This window comes from Pseudomonas laurylsulfatiphila (assembly GCF_002934665.1).
GTDB lineage: Bacteria > Pseudomonadota > Gammaproteobacteria > Pseudomonadales > Pseudomonadaceae > Aquipseudomonas > Aquipseudomonas laurylsulfatiphila.
The window spans coordinates 518,277-538,262 of record NZ_NIRS01000006.1 but is presented as its reverse complement, the minus strand read 5'-3'; the positions used below and the strand labels follow the sequence as shown (position 1 = coordinate 538,262).

The following is a 19,986-nucleotide window of genomic DNA, read 5'->3' as shown; positions in this document are numbered from 1 at the left end:
AAGCAGTTGAACACCTGGGTCAGTTTTCAGTCGGCAGAACAGCCATTACTGGGTCAGTTTTCGGTCAGCGGCAACACGCTTGGCGCTCACCTCGGGATAACTGCCTAACCCCATCCATGCCCATTTACTTGCCGCATTTTTGTACCGGAGCTGCCACGATTTGCCGCCGTTCGGCTTCACCCGGAAGTAAAGCCCGCGTTCATGCAGTTCCCGATATTCCTGTGCATCTGGTTCAAGGCTGTTCAGCACTGTGTCAGCCAGCGGGCGGCGTTTGATCTCGGAGCGCTTCATGATATGTATCCCAAAGTTATGGGTTTTCCTGAGGATACAAGGTGGGATACACGGAGGGAAGGTATGGGGCTAGATAAGAAGATATAGCCAGAAACAACAAAGCCCGCACTAGGCGGGCTTTGCAGGTTGTTTCGTAGACTGTCAGAGACAGCTTGAAACACGTGTTTGGTGCCCCGAGGGAGACTCGAACTCCCACTCCTTTCGAAAACGGATTTTGAATCCGCCGCGTCTACCAATTCCGCCATCAGGGCTCAATGGCGGCGAAGTATAGAGATGAGATAACCGCTGGTCAATCAGGTACATGGAGAATTTTTGATAATTCCGCTAGACTTCCCGGCCCTGCTAGACGAACCCCATCATGCGCGTTGCTGACTTTACTTTCGAGCTCCCTGATTCGCTGATTGCCCGCCATCCTTTGGCCGAGCGTCGCAATAGTCGTCTGTTGACCCTGGATGGGGTCAGCGGCGCCCTGGCACACCGTCAATTCACTGATTTGCTGGAGCATTTGCGCCCCGGCGATTTGATGGTGTTCAACAATACCCGGGTGATTCCGGCGCGGCTGTTTGGCCAGAAGGCTTCCGGCGGCAAGCTGGAAATCCTGGTGGAGCGGGTGCTCGACAGTCATCGCGTGCTGGCCCATGTGCGTTCCAGCAAATCGCCGAAGCCTGGGTCGAAGATCCTGATCGACGGCGGTGGCGAGGCCGAGATGCTGGCGCGGCACGATGCGTTGTTCGAGCTGGGGTTCACTGAGGAAGTGTTGCCGCTGCTCGACCGCGTCGGGCACATGCCGTTGCCTCCTTATATAGACCGCCCGGATGAAGGCGCCGACCGCGAGCGTTACCAGACCGTCTACGCCGAGCGTTTGGGTGCGGTGGCGGCGCCGACGGCGGGGCTGCATTTCGATCAGGTGCTGATGGAGGCGATTGCCGCCAAGGGCGTCGAGACGGCGTTCGTGACCCTGCACGTTGGCGCGGGTACGTTCCAGCCGGTGCGGGTCGAGAAGATCGAAGACCACCATATGCACAGCGAATGGCTGGAAGTCGGCCAGGATGTGGTGGATGCCGTTGCCGCGTGCCGCGCGCGCGGTGGTCGTGTGGTGGCCGTGGGGACCACCAGTGTGCGCTCGCTGGAAAGTGCGGCGCGCGATGGCGTACTCAAGCCGTTCAGCGGCGATACAGATATTTTCATTTACCCTGGTCGGCCGTTTCATGTGGTCGATGCCCTGGTCACCAACTTCCATTTGCCCGAATCCACGCTGTTGATGCTGGTTTCGGCGTTCGCCGGTTATCCCGAGACCATGGCGGCCTACAAGGCTGCGGTCGACAACGGTTACCGCTTTTTCAGCTACGGTGATGCGATGTTCATCACGCGTAATCCTGCGCCGACTGCCCCTAAAGAATCGGGCCCAGAGGAAACAGTATGAGTCGCACCTGTCGTATGTCTTTCGAGCTGCTGGCCACTGATGGCAAGGCTCGTCGCGGTCGCTTGACCTTCCCGCGCGGTACCGTCGAGACCCCGGCCTTCATGCCGGTGGGCACCTACGGCACGGTCAAGGGCATGCTGCCACGGGATATCGAGGCGACTGGCGCTGAAATCATTCTGGGCAACACCTTCCACCTGTGGCTGCGCCCGGGCACGGAAGTGATCAAGAAGCACGGCGACCTGCACGATTTCATGCAGTGGAAAGGCCCGATCCTGACTGACTCCGGTGGTTTCCAGGTGTTCAGCCTGGGCGCCATGCGCAAGATCAAGGAGGAGGGCGTGACCTTCGCCTCCCCGGTCGACGGCGCCAAGGTGTTCATGGGCCCGGAAGAGTCGATGCAGGTCCAGCGTGACCTGGGCTCCGACATCGTGATGATTTTCGACGAATGCACGCCGTACCCGGCTGATGAAGATGTCGCGCGTATTTCCATGGAGTTGTCCCTGCGTTGGGCCAAGCGTTCGAAAGAAGCCCATGGCGACAATACCGCGGCGCTGTTCGGCATCGTTCAGGGCGGCATGCACCAGGACCTGCGCATGCGCTCCCTTGAGGGCCTGGACAAGATCGGCTTCGACGGCCTGGCCATCGGCGGCCTGTCGGTGGGCGAGCCCAAGCACGAGATGATCAAGGTGCTGGACTACCTGCCGGGCATGATGCCGGCTGACAAACCTCGTTACCTTATGGGCGTTGGCAAACCGGAAGACTTGGTTGAGGGTGTGCGCCGCGGTGTGGACATGTTCGATTGCGTGATGCCAACCCGTAATGCCCGCAATGGGCATCTGTTCATCGATACCGGCGTGCTGAAGATCCGAAACGCGTTCCATCGCCATGATGATTCGCCGCTCGATCCGACCTGCGATTGCTATACCTGCCAGAACTTCTCCCGCGCTTATCTGCATCACCTGGACAAGTGCGGCGAAATGCTGGGAAGCATGCTCAATACCATCCATAACTTGCGTCATTATCAAGTGCTTATGGCTGGTTTGCGCGAGGCTATTCAACAGGGTACATTGGCCGCCTTTGTCGATGCCTTCTACGCCAAACGCGGGTTACCTGTTCCGCCTTTGGACTGAGTTTTCTGACCCCAAGATTCAACATTTGCAACTGGAGTGCTAAATGAGCTTTTTTATCTCTAATGCCATGGCAGACGCTGCAGCACCTGCGGCAGCCCCTATGGGCGGCGGTTTCGAGTGGATTTTCCTGGTCGGCTTCCTGGTCATCTTCTACCTGATGATCTGGCGTCCACAGGCCAAGCGCGCCAAAGAGCAGAAAAACCTGCTGAGCAGCCTGCAAAAGGGTGACGAAGTTGTGACCACCGGCGGCATCGCCGGCAAGATCACTAAAGTGGCCGACGATTTCGTCGTTCTGGAAGTTTCCGACACCGTCGAAATGAAATTCCAGAAAGGTGCCATCGCTGCAACGCTGCCAAAAGGCACGCTCAAAGCGATCTAAGTTTCAACTTCATCTTCAATCGACGGGGCGCGCAAGGCGCCCCGCGTCATAAACGGGCGGCGTGATGCTGAACAAATATCCTCTGTGGAAATACATTCTGATCCTGGCGGTGCTGGCGGTCGGTCTGATTTATTCCGCTCCCAATCTTTACCCTGATGACCCGGCCATTCAGGTCAGCGGTGCAAGCACTGCGCTGCAGGTCAATCAGGCTGATCTGGATCGTGTAAGCACGGCGCTCAAGGAATCCGGGATCAACGTCAAGGCTGCCACCCTGGCCGCCAACGGCAAGGGCGGGCTGATTCGCCTGACCAAGGCTGAAGACCAGCTGCCGGCCAAGGACGTTGTGCGCAAGGCGTTGGGTGATGACTACGTCGTTGCTTTGAACCTGGCACAAACCACCCCGCAATGGCTGCGCAACCTCGCTGCGCACCCGATGAAGCTGGGTCTGGACTTGTCCGGTGGTGTGCACTTCCTGCTGGAAGTGGACATGGACAAAGCCCTCGACGCGCGTCTGAAAGTCTACGAAGGCGATGTAAAGAGCCTGCTGCGTAAAGAAAAGCTGCGCTATCGCAGCCTGCCGCAACTCAATGGTGCCATCCAGCTGGGCTTCGCTGATGAAGACAGCCGTGAACAGGCCCGTGTGCTGATCCGCAAGAACTTCAACGATTTCGACATTGTTCCGGCCGACCTCAATGGTCAACCGGTGCTGCGTCTGGCGATGACCCCGGCCAAGCTGGCGGAAATCCGCGAATACTCCATCAAGCAGAACTTGACCACGGTACGTAACCGCGTCAACGAGCTGGGTGTTGCCGAACCGATCGTCCAGCGTCAGGGCGCCAACCGCATCGTGGTTGAGCTGCCGGGCGTGCAGGACACCGCCGAAGCCAAGCGTATCCTCGGCAAGACGGCCAACCTCGAGTTCCGTCTGGCTGCTGAGCCGGGTGCTTCGAAAGCCACTTCCGAGTCCTTCGAGTTCCGTGAGGGCAAGCGTCCTCCTGCGCTGATCGAGCGTGGCCTGATCATCACCGGTGACCAGGTGACTGACGCCAAGGCTGGCTTCGGCGAGCACGGTACGCCGGAAGTGAACATTCGTCTGGACGGCCACGGCGGCGAGCTGATGAGCCGTGCGACCCGTTCGAACGTCGGTCGCAGCATGGCGGTGATCTTCATCGAGCAGCGTCCGGTCACCACTTACACCAAGCAAGTGGTCAACGGCGTCGAGAAAGACGTGGCGGTTCAGAGCTTCAAGGAAGAGAAGAAGATCATCAGCCTGGCGACCATCCAGTCGCCGCTGGGTGCCCAGTTCCGTATTACCGGCCTGAACGGCCAGGGAGAGTCGTCCGAGCTGGCGCTGCTGCTGCGTGCCGGTGGTCTGGCTGCACCGATGTACTTTGCTGAAGAACGCACCATTGGTCCAAGTCTGGGTGCCGACAACATCACCAAGGGTATCGATGCGTCGCTGTGGGGCATGCTGTTCGTCTCGCTGTTCATCATGGCGATCTACCGCTTCTTCGGTCTGATTGCTACCGTCGCTCTGGCGGTGAACATGGTGATGCTGCTGGCGCTGATGTCGCTGCTGGGTGCAACGCTGACCCTGCCGGGTATCGCCGGTATCGTATTGACCATGGGTATGGCGGTCGACGCCAACGTGCTGATCTTCTCGCGGATTCGTGAAGAGATCGCCGCCGGCATGACCGTGCAGCGCGCAATCAACGAAGGCTTCGGCCGGGCTTTCACCGCGATTCTCGACGCCAACCTGACCACACTGCTGGTCGGCGGCATCCTCTTTGCCATGGGCACCGGCCCGGTCAAGGGCTTCGCAGTGACCATGTCCCTCGGGATCTTTACCTCGATGTTCACGGCCATCATGGTGACCCGCGCGATGGTCAACCTGATCTTCGGCGGTCGTGACTTCAAGAAGTTGTGGATTTAAGGGGCTGCCATGTTACGTACAATCAACTTCATGGGCGTTCGCAACTTTGCGTTCGGCGTCACATTGTTCCTTACCGCACTGGCCTTGTTCAGTGTCTTCCACAAGGGCATGAACTGGGGCCTGGACTTCACCGGCGGTACGCTCATCGAGCTGACCTACGAGCGTCCGGCCGATGTCACCAAGGTGCGTGAGCAGCTGGTAACTGCGGGTTATCACGAAGCCATCGTGCAGAACTTCGGTGCGACCACCGATCTGCTGGTGCGCATGCCGGGCGAAGACCCGCAACTGGGTCACCAGGTTGCCGAGGCCTTGCAGAAGGTCGGCGGCGAGAACCCGGCGACGGTCAAGCGCGTCGAGTTCGTCGGCCCGCAGGTGGGTGAAGAGCTGCGCGACCAGGGCGGCCTCGGCATGCTGATGGCGCTGGGCGGCATCCTGATCTACCTGGCATTCCGCTTTCAGTGGAAGTTCGCGGTCGGTGCGATCGTGTCCCTGATCCACGACGTGATCGTGACCATCGGTATCTTGTCGTTCTTTCAGATCACCTTCGACCTGACGGTGCTGGCGGCGGTACTGGCGATCATCGGTTACTCGCTCAACGACACCATCGTGGTATTCGACCGGGTTCGTGAGAACTTCCGTGTCCTGCGCAAGGCCAGCCTGATCGAGAACATCAACATCTCGACCACGCAAACCCTGCTGCGGACCATGGCGACGTCGATCTCCACCTTGCTGGCGATCGCGGCCCTGTTGTTCTTCGGCGGCGACAACCTGTTCGGCTTCTCCATCGCCCTGTTCATCGGTGTTCTGGCGGGTACCTACTCGTCGATCTACATCGCGAACGTGGTGCTGATCTGGCTGAACCTGAGCACGGAAGACCTGATTCCTCCTGCCAATACCGAGAAGGAAGTCGACGACCGTCCTTGAGGGAAGTTTCTCTCTGCGATGTAGTCCAAAAAAGGCGCGAGTTGAACTCGCGCCTTTTTTTGTGCTCCAAGGCTGGGAGAAGCGCGGACACGTTCCGCATGTGATGGTCCAGGAGGTTCATGTGAACAAGTCGATGCTGGTTGGTGCTGTACTGGGTGCTGTCGGTGTGACTGCCGGGGGCGCTGTGGCCACCTACAGCCTGGTTAAAAGCGGTCCTGAGTTCGCACAAGTACTCGCCGTTGAGCCGGTCAAGACACAAATCAAGACTCCACGTGAAGTGTGCAAGGATGTAACGGTCACCCGGCAGGCGCCGGTGAAAGATCAACATCAGATCGCCGGTACGGTGGTCGGTGCATTGGCAGGTGGTTTGCTGGGTAACCAGATCGGTGGCGGCACCGGCAAGAAGATTGCCACGGTCGCGGGTGCTGTCGGTGGTGGTTATGCCGGCAACAAGGTGCAGGAAGGCATGCAAGAGCGTGATACCTACACCACGACCCAGACCCGCTGCAACACGGTCAACGACATCAGTGACAAGGTTGTAGGTTACGACGTGCGGTATTCGCTGGACGGCAAGGAAGGCAAGGTGCGCATGGATCGTGATCCGGGCAACCAGATTCCGGTGGATAAGGAAGGCAAGTTGATCCTGTCGGAGAATCAGCAGGGTCAGTGATCTGCTGAAGCCGGACAAAAAAGAAGCACCCTGCGGGGTGCTTTTTTGTGCCCACAATTTATGCGTCCCCACCAATCCCTGTAGGAGCCGGCTTGCCGGCGATCGCGGTGTAACAGTCGACATCAATAGTGAATGTCAGATTGGATCGCCGGCAAGCCGGCTCCTACAAAGGGTTGCGGTGGAATTCCAGGCATAAAAAAAGCACCCCGAAGGGTGCTTTTTCTGTCGCGGGAAGCTTAGCGCTTCAGCGAGGCCGGCAGGTGCGGCTGGATCGCCGTCAAAACTGCCTTGAAGCATTTGGTGTTGCCGGCAACGACGTGGCCTTTCTCGAGGAAGTCGTGACCGCCGGTGAAGTCGCTCACCAAACCGCCGGCTTCCTGGATCAGCAGGGCGCCTGCGGCCATGTCCCACTCGGACAGGCCCGACTCCCAGAACGCGTCGAAACGGCCGGCGGCCACGTAGGCCAGGTCCAGGCTCGCGGAACCTGCGCGGCGGATGCCGGCAGTCTGGCCAACCAGGGCGCGGAACATGCCCAGGTAGTTGTCGAGGTTGTCCATCTGCTCGTCACGGAACGGGAAGCCGGTACCCAGCAGGGCGCCGTCCAGGCTGGTGCGACCGCTGACGCGCAGGCGACGACCGTTCAGTTGAGCGCCGCGACCACGGCTGGCGGTGAATTCTTCCTGGCGAACCGGGTCCAGAACAACAGCGTGCTCCAGGCGACCGCGGTATTTGCAGGCAATGCTGACAGCGAAGTGAGGAATGCCGCGCAGGAAGTTGGTGGTGCCGTCCAGCGGATCGATGATCCACAGGTACTCTTCGCCTTCGATGCCGGTGCCGGCGTGCATGCCGGTCTCTTCACCCAGGATCGAGTGATTCGGGTACGCCTTGCGCAGGGCGTCGATGATTTTCTGTTCAGCGGCGCGATCCACCTCGGATACGTAATCCTTGGCGTCTTTTTCGTCGACCTTGATGGTATCCAGGCGCTCGATGGAGCGGAAGATCAATTCACTGGCGCTGCGGGCGGCGCGCAGCGCGATATTCAGCATGGGCTGCATGGATGTGTCACCTAAGGTTGTTAAAGAAAGCCGGGCATTCTATCAGAAAGTTTCTACAGGAGAAGGACGACGTTCGCTTTCATGGCTTAACGGTAGCTTCAGCTGTAAGATTCCGCTCCCGATTATCGTGTTCGAGAGCGCCTCCCTTGCTGCATAACATTCGTGTCGTCCTGGTCAATACCAGCCATCCGGGCAATATCGGCGGGGCTGCGCGTGCCATGAAGAACATGGGCTTGTCGCGGCTGGTGCTGGTCGAGCCTCGTCAGTTCCCGCATCACGAAGCCGACGCCCGTGCTTCCGGTGCCGGTGACATCCTTGAAAACGCGCAAGTCGTCGCCACCTTGGAAGATGCCCTGGTCGGCTGCAATCTGGTGCTGGGTACCAGTGCCCGCGACCGGCGCATTCCCTGGCCGCTGCTCGATCCCCGCGAATGCGGAACGAAGGTGGTCGAGGAAGCCGGGCAGGGCGCGGAAATCGCCCTGGTGTTCGGTCGTGAAGATTCCGGCCTGACCAACGAAGAGCTGCAGCGATGTCATTATCACGTGCACATCCCATCCGACCCTGAGTTCAGTTCGCTGAACCTTGGGGCGGCGGTGCAGGTGTTGAGCTATGAAGTGCGCATGTCCTGGCTGGCCGCCCAAGGCCAGCCAAGCAAGGTCGAGAAGGAAGAGGTGGCTTCGGTCAAAAGCGCTGAGCTGGCGACCATGGACGAGCTGGAGCGGTTCTATGAGCACCTGGAGCAAACTCTGGTGGCCATCGAATTCCTCGATCCGGAAAAACCACGGCACTTGATGGCGCGCCTGCGCCGGTTGTACGGACGCAGCTCGGTCAGCCGGGCGGAAATGAATATTTTGCGTGGCATCCTCACGGAAACCCAGAAAGCGGCCCGTGGTGAGCTTCTAAAGCGGAAGGATTAATGATGTTTGAGCGTTTGCGTGAAGATATCCAGAGCGTATTCCATCGAGACCCGGCGGCGCGTAACGCTTTTGAAGTCCTGACCTGCTACCCCGGCATGCACGCCATCTGGATTCACCGTTTGTCGGCGATGCTGTGGCGCGCGGACCTGAAGTGGCTGGCGCGGCTGGTGTCGAACTTCGGTCGCTGGCTGACCGGGATCGAGATCCATCCGGGGGCCAAGGTCGGTCGACGTTTCTTCATCGACCATGGCATGGGCATCGTCATCGGTGAAACCGCCGAGATCGGCGACGACGTCACTATTTACCAGGGCGTGACCCTGGGCGGCACCAGCTGGAACAAGGGCAAGCGTCATCCGACCCTGGGTGATGGCGTCGTGGTCGGGGCGGGCGCCAAGGTGCTTGGTCCGTTCACTGTCGGTGCCGGTGCCAAGGTGGGTTCCAATGCTGTCGTGACCAAGGAAGTGCCTCCGGGGGCGACCGTGGTCGGGATTCCGGGGCGGATCATCGTCAAATCCGACGAAGAGCAGGATGCCAAGCGCAAGGCCATGGCCGAGAAGATTGGTTTTGATGCCTATGGCGTGACTGAAGACATGCCTGACCCGGTGGCACGCGCCATCAACCAGTTGCTCGACCACCTGCAGGCGGTCGATGGGCGTCTGGAGGGAATGTGCGGGGCGTTGAAGGATCTGGGCAGTAATTACTGTGCGAAAGATCTGCCTGAGCTGCGCGAAGAAGACTTCGCCTGCGTAAAAGACAAAGACCAGACCCAGGCCAGCTGACGCCTTTGTGTAGGAGCTGCCGAAGGCTGCGATCTTTTGATCTTGTTTTTTTAAAAATCAAAGTCAAAAGATCGCAGCCTTCGGCAGCTCCTACAGGGATTGGGGGTCGTATTTGGGTAATGGCGCTGCGCTAAGCGGTGTGCCATTAAGCCGCAGACCCTGCTATGATGCGCCCGCTCTTTGCGGGTAATCCCGACTAAAGTACTAGGTCTTATAGTTGACTTAAATACTCGGGAATTGCATACTCGCCTCATTCCGAACTCCGTGGTAATTGTCCATGCGACTGACTACAAAAGGCCGATACGCCGTGACCGCCATGCTTGACCTGGCGTTGCACGCGCAGCACGGGCCCGTGTCCCTGGCCGATATCTCCGAGCGCCAAGGCATCTCCCTGTCCTACCTCGAACAGCTTTTTGCCAAATTGCGCCGCAGCAATCTGGTGTCCAGCGTGCGTGGTCCGGGCGGTGGCTACCAATTGTCCCGCGACATGCAGGGCATCCAGGTCGCCCAGGTGATCGATGCGGTGAACGAATCGGTCGATGCCACCAAATGCCAGGGGCAGGGTGATTGCCATCAAGGCGACACCTGTCTGACCCACCACTTGTGGTGCGACCTGAGCCTGCAGATTCACGAATTTCTGAGCGGTATCAGCTTGGCTGACCTTGTGACTCGCCGTGAGGTGCAAGAAGTAGCCCAGCGTCAGGACCAGCGCCGTTGCAACAGCAAGGTGCCACGCCTGGACAAGATTGAAGCGTCCGCCGTCGAATGACAGCCAAAGAGCTAGCGGCACGCCAGCCAGCCTGATTTAGGAGATAGTCCATGAAATTGCCGATTTACCTTGATTACTCTGCGACCACCCCGGTTGATCCGCGTGTCGCGCAAAAGATGAGTGAATGCCTGCTGGTCGACGGAAACTTCGGTAACCCGGCGTCCCGTTCCCACGTGTTCGGCTGGAAAGCTGAAGAGTCCGTTGAAAACGCCCGTCGTCAGGTGGCCGATCTGGTCAACGCCGACCCGCGCGAAATCGTCTGGACCTCCGGTGCCACCGAATCCGACAACCTGGCAATCAAGGGTGCGGCACATTTCTACGCCACCAAAGGCAAGCACCTGATCACCACCAAGATCGAGCACAAGGCTGTCCTGGACACCATGCGCCAACTGGAGCGTGAAGGGTTCGAAGTGACCTACATCGAGCCTCGCACCGATGGCCTGGTAACGCCTGAGATGATCGAAGCCGAACTGCGCGACGACACCATCCTGGTGTCGGTCATGCACGTGAACAACGAAATCGGCACCATCAACGACATCGCAGCGATCGGCGAACTGCTCCGTTCCAAGGGCATCCTGTTCCACGTCGACGCCGCTCAGTCCACCGGCAAGGTCGAGATCGACCTGCAGAAGCTGAAAGTCGACATGATGTCGTTCTCCGCCCACAAGACCTACGGTCCTAAAGGTATCGGCGCCCTGTACGTAAGCCGCAAGCCGCGCGTACGTATCGAAGCGACGATGCACGGTGGCGGCCACGAGCGTGGCATGCGTTCCGGTACCCTGGCGACCCACCAGATCGTCGGCATGGGCGAAGCCTTCCGCGTAGCCAAGGAAGACATGGCTGCCGAGAACGTGCGCATCAAGGCCCTGAGCGACCGTTTCTACAAGCAGGTCGAGCATCTGGAAGAGCTGTACGTCAACGGCAGCCTGACCGCCCGCGTTCCGCACAACCTGAACCTGAGCTTCAACTACGTTGAAGGCGAGTCGCTGATCATGGCGCTCAAGGATCTGGCGGTTTCGTCCGGTTCGGCCTGCACCTCGGCATCCCTTGAGCCTTCGTACGTACTGCGCGCCCTGGGCCGCAACGACGAACTGGCTCACAGCTCGATCCGCTTCACCTTCGGCCGTTTCACCACCGAAGAAGAAATCGACTACGCCGCGCAGAAAGTCTGCGAGGCCGTAACCAAGCTGCGCGCTCTGTCGCCGCTGTGGGATATGTACAAAGACGGTGTCGACATTTCGAAAATCGAGTGGGCGGCACACTGATTTCAAGTCGCCGCGAACCGGCCCCGCGAACTTCGGTTGCGGGGCTCAAAGAGCGACTCTCTGATGAGTGAGGATTGAGAATCATGGCTTACAGCGAAAAGGTCATCGACCACTACGAAAACCCGCGCAACGTCGGCAAGATGGACGCGGAAGATCCTGATGTCGGCACCGGCATGGTCGGCGCTCCGGCGTGCGGCGACGTGATGCGCCTGCAGATCAAGGTCAACGACGCCGGCATCATCGAAGATGCCAAGTTCAAGACTTACGGCTGCGGTTCGGCTATCGCGTCCAGCTCCCTCGCCACCGAGTGGATGAAGGGCAAGACCCTGGACGAAGCGGAAACCATCAAGAACACCCAGCTGGCTGAAGAACTGGCCCTGCCGCCAGTGAAAATCCACTGCTCGGTACTCGCTGAAGACGCCATCAAGGCGGCTGTTCGCGACTACAAGCAGAAGAAAGGCTTGATCTAAGCATTTGGCGACGAGTAAGGAGTCAACGATGGCTATCAGCATGACAGAAGCGGCGGCCAAGCACGTGCGACGCTCCCTCGACGGGCGCGGCAAGGGTGAGGGGATTCGTCTGGGTGTTCGCACCACGGGCTGTTCCGGCCTTGCCTACGTGCTGGAGTTTGTCGACGAGGTGGTTGCTGAGGACCAGGTGTTCGAAAGTCACGGCGAAAAAGTGATTATCGACCCGAAAAGCCTGGCCTACCTGGACGGCACCGAACTCGATTTCGTCAAGGAAGGGTTGAACGAAGGCTTCAAGTTCAACAACCCCAACGTGCGCGGTGAATGTGGCTGCGGCGAAAGCTTCAACATCTGAGGCTTGTCGTGGGTACTCCTTGTCATTTCGCTTTATTCGAGCTGCAACCGAGTTTCGATCTGGACCTCGATCAGCTGGCTACGCGCTACCGTGAGTTGGCGCGCGGCGTTCATCCGGACCGCTTTGCAGACGCTTCCGAGCGCGAGCAGCGGCTGGCGCTGGAGCAATCCGCGAGCCTCAACGAGGCCTATCAGACGCTCAAGAGTCCACCCAAGCGCGCGCGTTACCTGCTCGCCTTGAATGGTGGCGAGCTGCCGCTGGAGGTCACGGTGCATGATCCGGAGTTCCTTCTGCAGCAGATGGAGTTGCGTGAAGAGCTCGAAGACCTGCAGGACAGCGCCGATCTCAATGGCGTTGCCGTCTTCAAGCGTCGCCTGAAGGCTGCCCAGGATGAACTGAACCAAAGCTTCGCAGCTTGCTGGAACGATGCCGCGCAACGTGAACGGGCCGAACGCCTGATGCGGCGCATGCAGTTCCTCGACAAGCTCACCTACGAAGTGCGCCAGTTAGAAGAGCGCCTCGACGATTAACCCAGTGCCGCTCCGGTCGCACGCCTGATATACAGATAAGTCCTGATAACGATGGCCCTACTGCAGATCGCCGAACCCGGCCAAAGTCCTCAACCGCACCAGCGTCGTCTGGCTGTGGGGATCGACTTGGGCACTACCAATTCGCTGGTCGCTGCATTGCGCAGTGGACTTTCCGAGCCTCTGGCTGACGCGCAAGGGCGGGTCATCCTGCCGTCTGCCGTGCGCTATCACGCCGATCGCGTCGAGGTTGGCGAATCCGCCAAGCTGGCTGCCGCCACCGATCCCCTGAACACCGTGCTGTCGGTCAAGCGCTTGATGGGGCGTGGTCTGTCCGACGTCAAGCAGTTGGGCGAGCAACTGCCCTACCGCTTTGTCGGCGGTGAGTCGCACATGCCGTTCATCGACACCATCCAGGGCCCGAAAAGCCCGGTCGAAGTGTCCGCCGATATCCTCAAGGTCCTGCGCCAGCGCGCCGAAGCGACCCTGGGCGGTGAGCTGGTGGGTGCGGTGATCACCGTTCCGGCCTATTTCGACGACGCTCAACGTCAAGCCACCAAGGATGCGGCCAAGCTGGCCGGTCTGAATGTGCTGCGCTTGCTCAATGAGCCGACCGCAGCCGCTGTGGCCTATGGTCTGGATCAGCATGCCGAAGGCCTGGTCGCCATTTACGACCTGGGCGGCGGTACCTTCGATATTTCGATTCTGCGCCTGACCGGCGGTGTCTTCGAAGTCCTGGCCACTGGCGGCGACAGCGCTCTGGGCGGCGATGACTTCGACCACGCGATCGCTGGCTGGATCATCGAGAGCGCCGGTCTGTCCGCCGACCTCGATCCAGGTACGCAGCGCAACCTGCTGCAAACCGCCTGTGCCGCCAAAGAAGCGCTGACCAATGCGGCGGCCGTTGAAGTTGCCTATGGCGACTGGAAAGCCGAGCTGACCCGTGAAGCCTTCAATGCGCTGATCGAGCCGATGGTCGCGCGCAGCCTCAAAGCCTGCCGTCGTGCGGTACGGGATTCCGGTATCGAGCTGGAAGACGTGCACGCCGTGGTCATGGTCGGTGGTTCGACTCGCGTACCCCGCGTTCGCGAAGCCGTCGCCGAAGCGTTCGGTCGTCAGCCCCTGACGGAAATCGACCCGGATCAAGTGGTCGCCATCGGTGCTGCGATCCAGGCCGATACCCTGGCCGGTAACAAGCGCGATGGTGGCGAGCTGCTGCTGCTCGACGTGATTCCGCTGTCCCTGGGCCTGGAAACCATGGGCGGCCTGATGGAGAAGGTGATTCCGCGCAACACCACCATCCCCGTCGCTCGTGCCCAGGACTTCACCACGTATAAAGATGGCCAGTCGGCCATGGCGATCCATGTGTTGCAGGGCGAGCGCGAGCTGATCAGCGACTGCCGCTCCCTGGCGCGCTTCGAGTTGCGTGGCATTCCGGCAATGGTGGCGGGTGCGGCGAAGATTCGCGTGACCTTCCAGGTCGATGCCGACGGTCTGCTCAGTGTTTCCGCTCGCGAACTGGGTTCGGGCGTCGAAGCCAGCATTCAGGTCAAGCCGTCCTACGGCCTGACCGACGGCGAAATCGCCAAAATGCTCAAGGACTCGTTCCAGCACGCCAATGACGACAAGGTTGCCCGTGTACTGCGCGAGCAGCAGGTCGACGCCCAGCGCCTGATCGAGGCTGTGCAGGCCGCTCTGGAGGCCGATGGCGAGCGTTTGCTCGACGCCGAAGAGCGCCTGGTCATCGACCTGCAGGTGCAGGAATTGACCGAACTGATGAAAGGTACCGATGGTTACGCCATCGAGCAGCAGACCAAGCGTCTGTCGCAAGTGACCGACGCCTTTGCTGCCCGCCGCCTGGACTCGACGGTGAAAGCCGCGCTGGCGGGGCGCAACCTGAATGAGATTGAGGAATAACGATGCCGCAGGTCATTTTTCTGCCACACGAGAAGTTTTGCCCCGAAGGCATGGTTGTTGAGGCTGAGACGGGGGTTTCCATCCTCGAGCTGGCCCATGAGCACCACATCGAGATGGAAAGCGCCTGTGGCGGCGTGTGTGCCTGCACCACCTGTCACTGCATCATCCGCGAGGGTTTCGACTCGCTGGAAGAGGCTGACGAGCTGGAAGAAGACTACCTTGATAAGGCTTGGGGCCTTGAGCGCGAGTCCCGCCTGGGGTGCCAGGCCAAGGTCGGTACCGAAGACCTGACGGTCGAAATTCCGAAGTACTCGCTCAACCACGCCGCCGAAGCGCCGCACTGATTCAAGGAATTGTCATGAAACTCAAGTGGACTGATGTGCTGGAGATCGCGATCCAGCTGGCTGAAAGCAAGCCCGACGTGGACCCTATGTCGGTCAACTTCGTCGATCTGCGCAAATGGGTAATGGAATTACCCGATTTCGACGATATGCCTGAGCATTGTGGCGAAAAGATCCTGGAGGCCATTCAGGCCCACTGGATCGAAGAACGCGACTGAGCCACGCCGCAGGTTAGGCAATACCCGAGAACCCGCGTATAATTCGCGGGTTTAATTTTTCGTAAATTACCGTTTCTGGAGTTACACCATGGCTGTTCAACGTACTTTCTCCATCATCAAGCCTGACGCCGTTGCTAAAAACGTGATCGGCGAGATCACCACTCGTTTCGAAAAAGCCGGCCTGCGCGTTGTAGCTTCGAAACTGAAGCAACTGTCCAAAGCTGAAGCCGAAGGCTTCTACGCTGAGCACAGCGCTCGTGGTTTCTTCAACGACCTGGTTGCTTTCATGATCTCCGGTCCGGTTGTCGTTCAGGTTCTGGAAGGCGAAAACGCTATCGCTCTGAACCGTGAGCTGATGGGCGCTACCAACCCTAAAGAAGCTGCTGCCGGCACCATCCGCGCTGACTTCGCTGATTCCATCGACGCCAACGCCGTACACGGTTCGGACTCCGAAGCCGCTGCCGCTCGCGAAATCTCGTACTTCTTCGCAGCTACTGAAGTAACCACTCGCTAAGCATTGGCTTAAGAGTGAAGGTGAATCCATGACTACATCGACTGTAAAAACTAACCTGCTGGGTCTGACTCAACAGGAAATGGAAAAATTCTTCGACTCAATCGGGGAGAAGCGTTTCCGTGCCGGTCAGGTAATGAAATGGATTCACCACTTTGGTGTCGATGATTTCGATGCCATGACGAACGTCAGCAAGGCCTTGCGCGAAAAGCTCAAGGCTGTTGCTGAGGTCCGTGGTCCGGAAGTGGTCAGCGAGGACATCTCCAGCGACGGCACCCGCAAGTGGGTGGTGCGCGTGGCGTCCGGCAGCTGCGTCGAGACCGTGTACATTCCCCAGGGCAAACGCGGCACCTTGTGCGTTTCGTCCCAGGCAGGCTGTGCCCTGGATTGCAGTTTCTGCTCCACCGGCAAGCAAGGCTTCAACAGCAACCTCACCGCCGCCGAAGTCATCGGCCAGGTGTGGATTGCCAACAAATCCTTTGGCAGTGTCCCGGCAACCGTCGACCGTGCCATCACCAACGTGGTGATGATGGGCATGGGTGAGCCGCTGCTGAACTTCGACAACGTCGTCGCGGCCATGCATCTGATGATGGACGACCTGGGCTACGGCATTTCCAAGCGCCGCGTGACCCTGTCGACCTCCGGCGTGGTACCGATGATCGATGAGCTGTCCAAGTACATCGACGTCTCCCTGGCGTTGTCCCTGCACGCACCGAATGACGCATTGCGTAACCAATTGGTGCCGATCAACAAGAAGTATCCGCTTAAGATGCTGCTCGAGTCGTGCCAGCGCTACATGTCGTCCCTGGGCGAAAAGCGTGTGCTGACCATCGAGTACACCTTGCTCAAGGACGTCAACGACAAGCTTGAGCACGCCGTGGAAATGATCGAGCTGCTCAAGAACATCCCGTGCAAGATCAACCTGATCCCGTTCAACCCGTTCCCGCATTCCGGGTACGAGCGTCCGAGCAACAACGCCATTCGCCGTTTCCAGGATCAGCTTCATCATGCCGGTTTCAACGTCACTGTCCGCACCACTCGTGGTGAAGACATCGACGCCGCCTGTGGTCAATTGGTAGGGCAGGTGCTGGATCGCACCCGTCGCAGCGAGCGTTATATCGCCGTGCGTGAATTGAACGCCGACAGCGATGTTGCTTCGAGCACTGCGAACAACAATTAAGAGAGGATCTCTATGTCCCTGCGCTTTGCGCTGCTTTTGCTGTTGGCCAGCCTGTGTGCTGGCTGCGTGCTTTCGGGTGATTACAACCCGATGAAGACCAGCAAGGGCCGTGATGAAGCGCGTGAGGCATACGTGCAGCTCGGTATCGGGTATTTGCAACAAGGCATGACCGAGCGCGCCAAGGTTCCGCTGAGAAAAGCCCTGGAACTCGATGGCTCCGACCCGGATGCCAACGCGGCGCTGGGGCTGGTGTTCCAGGCCGAGATGGAGCCGGAGCTGGCCGACGAGCATTTTCGCAAGGCACTGTCTTCCCGTCCGGGCGACGCACGAATCCTCAATAATTACGGCAGTTTTCTTTTCGAGCAGAAACGTTACAAGGAAGCCTACGAGCGCTTTGAACAAGCCGCTGCCGATACCCTGTATCCTGAGCGTTCACGGGTGTTCGAGAACCTGGGCATGACCGCTGCGATGCTCGGCCAGCGTGATCTGGCCCAGCAGCAACTGGAAAAAGCCCTGCGCCTGAACCGGCAACAACCTCGTGCATTGCTGGAAATGGCTGAGTTGTCTTACGAAGACAGGCATTATGTGCCCGCGCGAGATTATTACGACCGTTTCAGCCAGCTCTCCGAGCAAAATGCACGTAGTCTATTGCTCGGCGTTCGGCTGGCAAACGTGTTCGAAGATCGCGACAAGGCTGCAAGTAAAGGCCTGCAACTAAAAAGACTCTATCCCGGTACGCCGGAATATCAGCAATACCTGTCGGAGCAATGATGAAAGCGGCGCATCCCGAAGTTGTAGCAGCGAATCGCGTTAACCCCGGTGAGACTTTGCGCCAGGCCCGCGAAAGCAATGGCTGGTCGCTGGCCGAAGTGGCCCTCAAGCTCAACCTCACCACCACTTCCTTGAGCAATCTGGAAGCCGGCGCGTTCGACAAGCTGCCCGGGCATACCTTTGCCCGTGGTTATATTCGTGCTTATGCCAAGTTGCTCGGCATGGACCAGGCCGTTCTGGTCCAGCAATTCGATCAATCCACCGGTACCGACTCCCAGGGCAGCAATGTTCACAGCCTGGGTCGTATCGAAGAGCCGGTCCGGGTTTCCCACACCATTTTGCGAATCGTCAGCCTGCTGTTGCTGGTCGCGGTGATCGGTGGCGGTTTCGTCTGGTGGCAGGATCAGACCTCGATGCGCACCAAGGACCTGATCGGTCTGGCACCAGAGCACGTAGAAGTCGAAGGCGCCGACGGTACCACACAGATTCATCCGCTGGACGAGCCGGAAGACCAGGCCGTCGTGGAAGGTCAGACCGAAGGCGGCACGGCTCTCGCGCTGCCACAGGCCGAGGCCCCGGCTGAAGCAACGGAACAGGCTCAAGTGACTGCGCCAGTTGCCCCGGCAGCGCCGACCACGCCAGCTGCACCCGCGCACACTACCGCGCCCGTTGTCGCAGCGCCGGTGACCCCGGCAACTCCGGCTCCGGCAGCGCCTGCCGCCCCGGTCCCTGCGGTGACTGCACCGGTAGCCGCTGCGGTTCCTGCTCCAGTCGCCGCCGCACCTGTGGCCGGTCAAGGCCAGGTTCAGGTGCAGTTCACCTCCGATTGCTGGACACAAGTGACCGACGGTAGCGGCAAGGTGCTGTTCAGCGGTCTCAAACGCAAAGGCGACAGCCTGGCAGTCAATGGTAAACCACCGTTTTCCGTACGCCTGGGCTTTGCCCGTGGCGCTCAGGTCAGCTACAACGGCCAGCCAGTCGATGTCGCTCCGTTCACCAGTGGCGAGACTGCTCGCCTGAAGTTGGGTCAATAAGTCATGCACGGCGAATCTCCAATCAAACGTCGCGAATCCCGCAAGATCTGGGTCGGTAACGTGCCTGTTGGCGGCGATGCGCCTATCGCTGTGCAGAGCATGACCAACAGCGACACCAACGATGTCGCGGCCACGGTTGCGCAAATCAATCGCCTGGAAGCGGCCGGCGTCGATATCGTGCGGGTTTCCGTCCCGGACATGGACGCCGCCGAAGCCTTCGGCAAGATCAAGCAGCTGGTCAAAGTCCCCTTGGTCGCCGACATCCACTTCGACTACCGCATCGCGTTGCGCGTCGCCGAACTGGGTGTCGATTGCCTGCGGATCAACCCGGGTAACATCGGTCGCGAAGACCGCGTGCGCGCGGTGGTCGATGCCGCCCGTGACCGCGGGATCCCGATCCGTATCGGCGTGAACGCCGGTTCCCTGGAAAAAGACCTGCAGAAGAAATACGGCGAGCCGACCCCGGCCGCGCTGGTCGAGTCTGCCTTGCGTCATGTCGAGCACCTTGAACGCCTGAACTTCCAGGACTTCAAGGTCAGCGTGAAAGCCTCCGACGTGTTCATGGCCGTCGAAGCGTACCGCCTGCTGGCCAAGGAAATCGTCCAGCCGCTGCACCTGGGTATCACCGAAGCCGGTGGTTTGCGTTCGGGTACGGTGAAATCCGCCGTGGGCCTCGGTATGCTGCTCGCCGAAGGGATTGGCGATACTATCCGCATCTCGTTGGCGGCCGACCCGGTCGAGGAAGTGAAAGTCGGCTACGACATTCTCAAATCCCTGCACCTGCGTTCCCGTGGCATCAACTTCATCGCCTGCCCGAGCTGCTCGCGGCAGAACTTCGATGTGGTCAAGACCATGAACGAGCTGGAAGGGCGCCTCGAAGATTTGCTGGTGCCGCTGGATGTCGCGGTCATCGGTTGCGTGGTCAACGGCCCAGGCGAAGCCAAGGAAGCCCATATCGGCTTGACCGGCGGCACGCCAAACCTGATTTACATCGACGGCAAGCCGTCGCAGAAACTGACGAATGACAATCTGGTGGATGAGCTTGAGCGCTTGATCCGTCAGAAAGCGGCCGAAAAGGTCGAAGCTGACGCTGCCGTAATTGCGCGCGGCTGAACCTGACTGAAGAGCCG

The 19,986-nt window shown here is 59.5% G+C and carries 22 protein-coding genes, 1 tRNA gene and 1 pseudogene; 21 read left to right on the top strand and 3 right to left on the bottom strand.

Going from position 1 to position 19,986, the window contains the following annotated elements; translation table 11 throughout:
* Window positions 1–63: 63 nt before the first annotated feature.
* Window positions 64–291 (bottom strand): annotated as a pseudogene (locus CD175_RS24705) (Arm DNA-binding domain-containing protein); the annotation flags it as partial.
* Between the two features lie 166 nt (window positions 292–457).
* A tRNA-Leu gene (locus CD175_RS24700) sits at window positions 458–542 on the bottom strand.
* 107 nt (window positions 543–649) lie between these two features.
* On the opposite strand from CD175_RS24700, the gene queA reads away from it, so the two are divergent.
* The 6 genes from queA (at window position 650) to CD175_RS24670 (ending at window position 6,750) form a co-directional block, all read left to right on the top strand.
* A complete protein-coding gene (gene queA, locus CD175_RS24695) occupies window positions 650–1,714 on the top strand; it encodes a tRNA preQ1(34) S-adenosylmethionine ribosyltransferase-isomerase QueA (RefSeq protein WP_104450788.1) in 1,065 nt (354 codons plus the stop codon).
* Window positions 1,715–1,728: 14 nt separating this feature from the next.
* Complete coding sequence (gene tgt / locus CD175_RS24690; RefSeq protein WP_162130301.1) at window positions 1,729–2,844, top strand: tRNA guanosine(34) transglycosylase Tgt; 1,116 nt, start codon at window positions 1,729–1,731, stop codon at window positions 2,842–2,844.
* A gap of 43 nt (window positions 2,845–2,887) precedes the next feature.
* Window positions 2,888–3,223: a preprotein translocase subunit YajC gene (yajC, locus tag CD175_RS24685; RefSeq protein ID WP_007956696.1), complete on the top strand. Its 336-nt coding sequence runs from the start codon at window positions 2,888–2,890 to the stop codon at window positions 3,221–3,223.
* A gap of 64 nt (window positions 3,224–3,287) precedes the next feature.
* Window positions 3,288–5,156 (top strand): protein translocase subunit SecD, encoded by a 1,869-nt coding sequence (gene secD, locus CD175_RS24680; protein ID WP_007980595.1) that lies wholly within the window; start codon window positions 3,288–3,290, stop codon window positions 5,154–5,156.
* A gap of 9 nt (window positions 5,157–5,165) precedes the next feature.
* Window positions 5,166–6,080 (top strand): protein translocase subunit SecF, encoded by a 915-nt coding sequence (gene secF / locus CD175_RS24675; RefSeq protein ID WP_007980597.1) that lies wholly within the window; start codon window positions 5,166–5,168, stop codon window positions 6,078–6,080.
* Window positions 6,081–6,201: 121 nt separating this feature from the next.
* Complete coding sequence (locus CD175_RS24670; protein ID WP_104450787.1) at window positions 6,202–6,750, top strand: glycine zipper 2TM domain-containing protein; 549 nt, start codon at window positions 6,202–6,204, stop codon at window positions 6,748–6,750.
* Window positions 6,751–6,986: 236 nt separating this feature from the next.
* Here the strand turns inward: CD175_RS24670 and suhB are convergent, their stop codons facing one another.
* Window positions 6,987–7,805 carry a type III secretion system regulator SuhB gene (gene suhB, locus CD175_RS24665; protein ID WP_007974015.1) on the bottom strand — a complete coding sequence of 273 codons (819 nt, stop codon included), beginning with the start codon at window positions 7,803–7,805 and terminating at the stop codon, window positions 6,987–6,989.
* Between the two features lie 146 nt (window positions 7,806–7,951).
* Between suhB and trmJ the strand changes: the two genes are divergently transcribed.
* The 15 genes from trmJ (at window position 7,952) to ispG (ending at window position 19,969) form a co-directional block, all read left to right on the top strand.
* Window positions 7,952–8,722, top strand: a complete 771-nt coding sequence (gene trmJ / locus CD175_RS24660) for a tRNA (cytosine(32)/uridine(32)-2'-O)-methyltransferase TrmJ (protein WP_007974014.1) — start codon at window positions 7,952–7,954, stop codon at window positions 8,720–8,722.
* A gap of 2 nt (window positions 8,723–8,724) precedes the next feature.
* A complete protein-coding gene (cysE, locus tag CD175_RS24655) occupies window positions 8,725–9,501 on the top strand; it encodes a serine O-acetyltransferase (RefSeq protein WP_015093624.1) in 777 nt (258 codons plus the stop codon).
* Window positions 9,502–9,778: 277 nt separating this feature from the next.
* Window positions 9,779–10,270 carry a Fe-S cluster assembly transcriptional regulator IscR gene (iscR, locus tag CD175_RS24650; protein WP_007974010.1) on the top strand — a complete coding sequence of 164 codons (492 nt, stop codon included), beginning with the start codon at window positions 9,779–9,781 and terminating at the stop codon, window positions 10,268–10,270.
* A 50-nt stretch (window positions 10,271–10,320) separates the two neighbouring features.
* On the top strand, window positions 10,321–11,535 hold the full coding sequence (locus CD175_RS24645; protein WP_008057730.1) for an IscS subfamily cysteine desulfurase: 1,215 nt from the start codon (window positions 10,321–10,323) through the stop codon (window positions 11,533–11,535).
* A gap of 83 nt (window positions 11,536–11,618) precedes the next feature.
* Complete coding sequence (iscU, locus tag CD175_RS24640; RefSeq protein ID WP_007974006.1) at window positions 11,619–12,005, top strand: Fe-S cluster assembly scaffold IscU; 387 nt, start codon at window positions 11,619–11,621, stop codon at window positions 12,003–12,005.
* Window positions 12,006–12,033: 28 nt separating this feature from the next.
* Window positions 12,034–12,357, top strand: coding sequence for an iron-sulfur cluster assembly protein IscA (iscA, locus tag CD175_RS24635; protein WP_007974004.1), 324 nt, complete (start codon window positions 12,034–12,036; stop codon window positions 12,355–12,357).
* 8 nt (window positions 12,358–12,365) lie between these two features.
* Window positions 12,366–12,887, top strand: a complete 522-nt coding sequence (hscB, locus tag CD175_RS24630; RefSeq protein ID WP_007974002.1) for a co-chaperone HscB — start codon at window positions 12,366–12,368, stop codon at window positions 12,885–12,887.
* A 51-nt stretch (window positions 12,888–12,938) separates the two neighbouring features.
* The gene (hscA, locus tag CD175_RS24625) at window positions 12,939–14,801 is read left to right on the top strand and encodes a Fe-S protein assembly chaperone HscA (RefSeq protein WP_104450786.1); all 1,863 of its coding nucleotides are present in this window, start codon (window positions 12,939–12,941) and stop codon (window positions 14,799–14,801) included.
* A gap of 2 nt (window positions 14,802–14,803) precedes the next feature.
* Entirely contained in the window at window positions 14,804–15,145 is a 342-nt protein-coding gene (gene fdx, locus CD175_RS24620; protein ID WP_015093626.1) for an ISC system 2Fe-2S type ferredoxin, read from the top strand.
* A gap of 14 nt (window positions 15,146–15,159) precedes the next feature.
* Complete coding sequence (gene iscX / locus CD175_RS24615) at window positions 15,160–15,360, top strand: Fe-S cluster assembly protein IscX (RefSeq protein WP_007973999.1); 201 nt, start codon at window positions 15,160–15,162, stop codon at window positions 15,358–15,360.
* Window positions 15,361–15,448: 88 nt separating this feature from the next.
* Entirely contained in the window at window positions 15,449–15,874 is a 426-nt protein-coding gene (ndk, locus tag CD175_RS24610) for a nucleoside-diphosphate kinase (RefSeq protein WP_007903599.1), read from the top strand.
* 28 nt (window positions 15,875–15,902) lie between these two features.
* Window positions 15,903–17,051 (top strand): dual-specificity RNA methyltransferase RlmN, encoded by a 1,149-nt coding sequence (gene rlmN, locus CD175_RS24605; protein ID WP_104450785.1) that lies wholly within the window; start codon window positions 15,903–15,905, stop codon window positions 17,049–17,051.
* Window positions 17,052–17,063: 12 nt separating this feature from the next.
* On the top strand, window positions 17,064–17,822 hold the full coding sequence (pilW, locus tag CD175_RS24600) for a type IV pilus biogenesis/stability protein PilW (protein ID WP_015093628.1): 759 nt from the start codon (window positions 17,064–17,066) through the stop codon (window positions 17,820–17,822).
* The gene (locus CD175_RS24595; protein WP_104450784.1) at window positions 17,822–18,856 is read left to right on the top strand and encodes a RodZ domain-containing protein; all 1,035 of its coding nucleotides are present in this window, start codon (window positions 17,822–17,824) and stop codon (window positions 18,854–18,856) included. The genes pilW and CD175_RS24595 overlap by 1 nt, the downstream gene beginning before the upstream one ends.
* A 3-nt stretch (window positions 18,857–18,859) precedes the next feature.
* Window positions 18,860–19,969 (top strand): flavodoxin-dependent (E)-4-hydroxy-3-methylbut-2-enyl-diphosphate synthase, encoded by a 1,110-nt coding sequence (gene ispG, locus CD175_RS24590; RefSeq protein ID WP_003185136.1) that lies wholly within the window; start codon window positions 18,860–18,862, stop codon window positions 19,967–19,969.
* Window positions 19,970–19,986: the final 17 nt, after the last annotated feature.

Excerpts from the sequence above, each read along its gene's own strand:
- suhB (WP_007974015.1), bottom strand. The coding sequence starts at position 7,805 with ATGCAGCCCATGCTGAATATCGCGCTGCGCGCCGCCCGCAGCGCCAGT.
- hscA (WP_104450786.1), top strand. The coding sequence starts at position 12,939 with ATGGCCCTACTGCAGATCGCCGAACCCGGCCAAAGTCCTCAACCGCAC.
- rlmN (WP_104450785.1), top strand. The coding sequence starts at position 15,903 with ATGACTACATCGACTGTAAAAACTAACCTGCTGGGTCTGACTCAACAG.
- iscX (WP_007973999.1), top strand. The coding sequence starts at position 15,160 with ATGAAACTCAAGTGGACTGATGTGCTGGAGATCGCGATCCAGCTGGCT.
- pilW (WP_015093628.1), top strand. The coding sequence starts at position 17,064 with ATGTCCCTGCGCTTTGCGCTGCTTTTGCTGTTGGCCAGCCTGTGTGCT.
- ispG (WP_003185136.1), top strand. The coding sequence starts at position 18,860 with ATGCACGGCGAATCTCCAATCAAACGTCGCGAATCCCGCAAGATCTGG.
- cysE (WP_015093624.1), top strand. The coding sequence starts at position 8,725 with ATGTTTGAGCGTTTGCGTGAAGATATCCAGAGCGTATTCCATCGAGAC.
- CD175_RS24645 (WP_008057730.1), top strand. The coding sequence starts at position 10,321 with ATGAAATTGCCGATTTACCTTGATTACTCTGCGACCACCCCGGTTGAT.
- queA (WP_104450788.1), top strand. The coding sequence starts at position 650 with ATGCGCGTTGCTGACTTTACTTTCGAGCTCCCTGATTCGCTGATTGCC.
- secD (WP_007980595.1), top strand. The coding sequence starts at position 3,288 with ATGCTGAACAAATATCCTCTGTGGAAATACATTCTGATCCTGGCGGTG.
- CD175_RS24595 (WP_104450784.1), top strand. The coding sequence starts at position 17,822 with ATGAAAGCGGCGCATCCCGAAGTTGTAGCAGCGAATCGCGTTAACCCC.
- secF (WP_007980597.1), top strand. The coding sequence starts at position 5,166 with ATGTTACGTACAATCAACTTCATGGGCGTTCGCAACTTTGCGTTCGGC.
- yajC (WP_007956696.1), top strand. The coding sequence starts at position 2,888 with ATGAGCTTTTTTATCTCTAATGCCATGGCAGACGCTGCAGCACCTGCG.
- iscR (WP_007974010.1), top strand. The coding sequence starts at position 9,779 with ATGCGACTGACTACAAAAGGCCGATACGCCGTGACCGCCATGCTTGAC.
- iscU (WP_007974006.1), top strand. The coding sequence starts at position 11,619 with ATGGCTTACAGCGAAAAGGTCATCGACCACTACGAAAACCCGCGCAAC.
- tgt (WP_162130301.1), top strand. The coding sequence starts at position 1,729 with ATGTCTTTCGAGCTGCTGGCCACTGATGGCAAGGCTCGTCGCGGTCGC.
- iscA (WP_007974004.1), top strand. The coding sequence starts at position 12,034 with ATGGCTATCAGCATGACAGAAGCGGCGGCCAAGCACGTGCGACGCTCC.
- ndk (WP_007903599.1), top strand. The coding sequence starts at position 15,449 with ATGGCTGTTCAACGTACTTTCTCCATCATCAAGCCTGACGCCGTTGCT.
- fdx (WP_015093626.1), top strand. The coding sequence starts at position 14,804 with ATGCCGCAGGTCATTTTTCTGCCACACGAGAAGTTTTGCCCCGAAGGC.